Annotated in this window: 6 protein-coding genes; all 6 read right to left on the reverse strand. The window is 30.7% G+C overall.

Going from position 1 to position 4529, the window contains the following annotated elements; genetic code table 11:
- The coding region (locus tag Q0Y03_RS15115) for a hypothetical protein (RefSeq protein ID WP_297714622.1) at positions 1–250 on the reverse strand (250 nt) is incomplete at its 3' end.
- A 232-nt stretch (positions 251–482) separates the two neighbouring features.
- Positions 483–1559: a MobV family relaxase gene (gene mobV / locus Q0Y03_RS15120; RefSeq protein WP_297714625.1), complete on the reverse strand. Its 1077-nt coding sequence runs from the start codon at positions 1557–1559 to the stop codon at positions 483–485.
- A 391-nt stretch (positions 1560–1950) separates the two neighbouring features.
- Positions 1951–2145 carry a hypothetical protein gene (locus tag Q0Y03_RS15125; RefSeq protein ID WP_177613417.1) on the reverse strand — a complete coding sequence of 65 codons (195 nt, stop codon included), beginning with the start codon at positions 2143–2145 and terminating at the stop codon, positions 1951–1953.
- Positions 2146–2187: 42 nt separating this feature from the next.
- Positions 2188–2520, reverse strand: a complete 333-nt coding sequence (locus tag Q0Y03_RS15130; RefSeq protein WP_291736579.1) for a hypothetical protein — start codon at positions 2518–2520, stop codon at positions 2188–2190.
- A 192-nt stretch (positions 2521–2712) separates the two neighbouring features.
- Positions 2713–3111 (reverse strand): hypothetical protein, encoded by a 399-nt coding sequence (locus Q0Y03_RS15135; protein WP_297714623.1) that lies wholly within the window; start codon positions 3109–3111, stop codon positions 2713–2715.
- 288 nt (positions 3112–3399) lie between these two features.
- Positions 3400–4529: DNA-binding response regulator (locus Q0Y03_RS15140; RefSeq protein WP_297714624.1), on the reverse strand; the 1130-nt coding region annotated here is incomplete at its 5' end.

Consider the following 4529-nt stretch of genomic DNA (forward strand, 5'->3'; position numbering starts at 1 on the left):
CTCTATCCATAGTTCTAAATGGATTTAAGCTAAATAATATATCTTCTCTACCAAATGAGTTAATTACTTGTCTTAACTTCATTGGGTCTTTTAATGAGCTTGTTGGATATACTTTATTTTTTCCTGTAGTCTTATTTAAAATCCTTACAAAACATTCATCATTATTCACATAAATATATTTCAATAGCTCTGAACATTCTTCAATTTCTGATTTACTATATCTATCTAATTCTCTTACTGCTTGTACCATTACTTCACCTCCTTTGTTTGACTATTTTATTTTACTTTATATTTACTTGTTAGACAATGAATTTTCTTCCATCTATTGACAACAAGGTATAAATCTAATACCCCTATGGGATAAGCTCCTCCATATAGGTCGAAAAATTTGCTACCTGTTTTAAAAAAGGGGCAACTGCCCCCTATAATAAAATTAAAAAACAAGTGTAATATTCATTATATATCGAGTATTACATTATTTTTTAATCTCCAATTTCCCAATCTTTATTTTTAATATTTTTAGTCTTTACTTCTTGCTTTTGCTCTGGAGCATTGAACTTTTCTCTAGCATTTTTAAGTATATTTTCACTATCAGAATGTTCATCAATAGCAGACCTTAAACATTTAGCTTGTTTTACAACTCCATCTAATTTTTTTTGTAGCTTCTCATTGTCTAATTTAAGGCTTTTTATCTCACCTTTAAGATTTTTATTTTCATCACCAAGCCCACTGCTCTTACTTTCAATTTTCTCTAGCTCCCTTTGGAGCTTCTCTATTTCTGCAATACTTTTAATATTACTCTTTGCTAAATCCATTAATAAATTAAACTCTTCTTCTTTAAGGCTTATTTTAGACCCTAAATTGCTCTTTTTAAACTCAATATCATTTATATACTTTAATGAGCTTCTTGCAATCTGTATCTCCTTTAAATCGCTTTCTAATGCTTTTAATTTACTTTCTAGGATATTTACCTCTTCTTTCATTTTCTCGGCTTTATATCGGTGAATATCAAGGCTCTTTTCAGTCTTTCCCTTCCCCCTCTCTACTTCAAACCCTTTTTCCTGAAGATACTTTGGAGCTTCAGTATGTATTTTATTAATTCTTACTGGATTCATAACACTTCTAGCTTGAAGTTTTCCATTCTCTTTATTTACTGGCACAAAATGAAGGTGCATATGTGGAGTTGTTTCGTCCAAGTGAACTTTAGCCGACACAACATTTTCCTTTCCAAATTCCTCACAAAAATAATTATATACTTCTTCCAAATATTTTTTTGATTTATCCAATCCCCATTTCTCAAACTGCTCCTTTGGAACAGTTATGATATTTGAGTAATCAACCACAGAATTTTTTTGTATTCTTGATACTGCTCTGACTTCCTCAACTCTATCTTTTACTCTTTGGTATAAGTTCTTATTGCTCTCAACCAAATCATAATTTAAATGGGTCTTATCTAAATCAATCTCTTCGTTTGAAATTTTGCCTTTACGCTCTTGCTCCATTTCCTTGCCTTTTATATCACTCATTTTATTTTTTTCAGTATTCCAAGCAAATTCCATAGTCAAATTTCTCACTCCGTTCTATGATACTCTTTACGATATTTCATATCTAGAGTATAGCACGTTATACTCTTGTGAACAAGAAACGTGCCATTGCATGGAGCTAAGGGCTTTGCCCTCGCTATCGCTCACCCATAAACTTTTTATAAAAAGTTTAATCAAAAATTTTTTCTATCGCTCGGCACTAGCCGAAAAGGGGCAATGCCCTTTTGAGTTCCAAGCGTTAATTTTTTCATTTCATCAAGGTAGTATTTTAAAATTTTTCTTAGTCAGCAAAAATGGATCTGCTCCCTAAAGGGTCCCTCCATCCATTTTTGCAGCCACTAAAATTTTTAAAATCTCCACCTTGATTTCAACAATATCATTCTCCCCAAAATATAACCCTAATGCTCTATCGTCTTTTTCTTAACCATTCATTACATTTTGATTCAAAGCTTTGTTGGTCTGGAAATATAATTCCCATTCCAACCTCAATACAATCTTCACATTCACCAGTTAATTCATTATCGACATTAATATGACCAAAATTATAGTTAAACTCAAATATATAACCATCTTTAATTAATTTAAACTCTTTATTTTTCATATAATACCCCTCTCTGTTTTATTGTATTATTACCAATTAACATTAATCATAAATTCCATTCAATGCTCTATTTATAGTTACACTACTCCAGCCAGTTTGATTTTGAATTGCTCTATAACTCAACCCCTTAGCTCTTAGGTCTTTTATCTGCTGAACTTGTTCATCAGTAATTTGTCTTTTCTTACTTTGTAAGTCTATCTTACTCTCTAAATCCTTAATTTTATCTTCAAACTCTTTTATCTGTTTTGTATATTCATTTTTTAATTTTTGAATCTCATTTTTATGTTCTTCATCTAAATCTTTTAATTGATTTTTATAATTTTCTATATATATTTTTAATCTTTCATTTTCTCTAATTAACTGAATATCACTCATATTTACACCTCGTTATATTTGCTATATATCTAATATATCAAATATCATATTTTTGTCAATAAAAAAAGAATAGGTTAACTGCGAATTAACCTATTCAGTATAATTATTGTGTTCAATTTGCCAAAGTGCAAAAGTACACCTAAGCTTCTATATAATTAATCACCCGAGCTTTACGATAATCATAGCCTAAGCCTATATCTTTTCAGTAGCAGTTGCTCGGTTGCTACACTCATGTTTTAATTGGTTTTGAGTAGTACCAATTCCCTTTTTATAACTCGCCATTCGGGAGTAGCGACCAATAAATCTGTATTTTATTATATCATAAAAAAAATTTTTTAATAAACTTTTTTTCTTTGAGCTTTGGCTCTCCAATTTTAATTTAATCTCTTGTAATTTCTTCTCAACCTCTGCCACTCGTTCCTCTAAGCTCTCTGCACCATCAATTTTATTTATCTCTCTCAATGCTCTTTCTTCTGTACCACCAACTAATAGCTCTGTCAGAGTTATACCTTTCAGCTCTGCTACTCTCTTAAATAATTTCTTCTGCTCCTTGCTTACCCTAACCTTTATATAATCGTCTTTTATAGCCATTGTTCCCACCCCTATAAATTCATTTAATCCCTTGTTATCACCATACCATAAACATAATAAAAATATTGTCTAATCTAGTAAGCTCCTCCATATAGCTCTTAAAAAATGGGGGTATAAAAAATTCAACTTGCAATAGTCTGAAAGGTATATTTATGCACCACCCACCCCATCGAGGAGATAAGTTCCTCCATATAGGTCTTAAAATTTTGCACCTTTTTTATTTATAACTTTCATATCACTAATATTGAATTAATTCATAAAATCCTTTATAATACAAAAAGAACAAGGTTATATTAAACCTTGCTCTTTTAAGAATTTAACGTCATTTATACAAGTACGTTTAGATATATTCAAGCTCAAATATATCTCTTTTTGACTAAGACCTTTTTGCAGAAGGTCTTTAATTTTTGCTCTTCTTTGAGAAATTTTCTCTTTTTCAGATGTTTTCCCCTCTAATTTTAGTTTCTTTTTGTAGTAATCTTCGTTTCTCTTTTCTCTAGTTTTAATCTTATAGATACTTTCTAGTCCTAACCTCTCACAAAGCTCGTAATCAAGCTCTAGGAAGTCCATAAGAGTTTCATTCTTGTAAAGATACTGACGATAGTTTACAACTCTTGTAGCACTCTCTATTATGTGTCCTCTTAGTGGCTCATTAAAGTTATTATTAAACTTCAACATTTCCTCTTTGGCAAACTCATAATCTTCTGCTTTAAGCTCTCCATTTTGATATTTTAATTTTATTAAAGTGTAATTCCTATACTGAAAGCATAACCTTGCCCTAAGCTCTGTTGCTCCAATGCTATTTAAATGGCTCTGTATCTTCTCAAAGTCCATTAACCTATTGCAGTTTAAAGAATAAACGTTATGTAGCTTTACGACCTTTCTAGGAGCTTGTACACGCCCTTTACGTTTCTTATACCACTTAGGTAATTCATCAAGCCATAGCTCTTGTAATTCACTTAGAGTATATCTTACTGAATCATCATAAGAAAATACTTTAATCTCTGCTCCATTCTTAGTGTTAATACTTCCTGGTATTCTAAAATAACTTTCTAGGTTCTGCTTTTCTGCTCCATACTCTTTTAGCTCATGTGAAAACACCTCTGAAATTCTTCTCGCTAGTGTTACCACATTATCTCTAAACTTAGGTATATAGCAAGTTTCAACACTATATATAAGTCTTATTTGATTTCCATACTCTACAAAGTTAGGGGTAGGTATTTTGCTCTCAAAGAAGTCCATTTCTAATAATTTAATTACTTGATATGGCTCTAAATCTTTAAGCTCCTTAATCTTTTTATAATCAACATCAACTGGAATTGCATTGATACAAAATAGATTGCTCCTTGTAGCTCTATCCATAGTTCTAAATGGATTTAAGCTAAATAATATATCTTCTCTACCAAATGAGTTAATTA

It is taken from the genome of Clostridium sp. (assembly GCF_026168755.1).
Taxonomy (GTDB): Bacteria; Bacillota; Clostridia; order Clostridiales; family Clostridiaceae; genus Clostridium.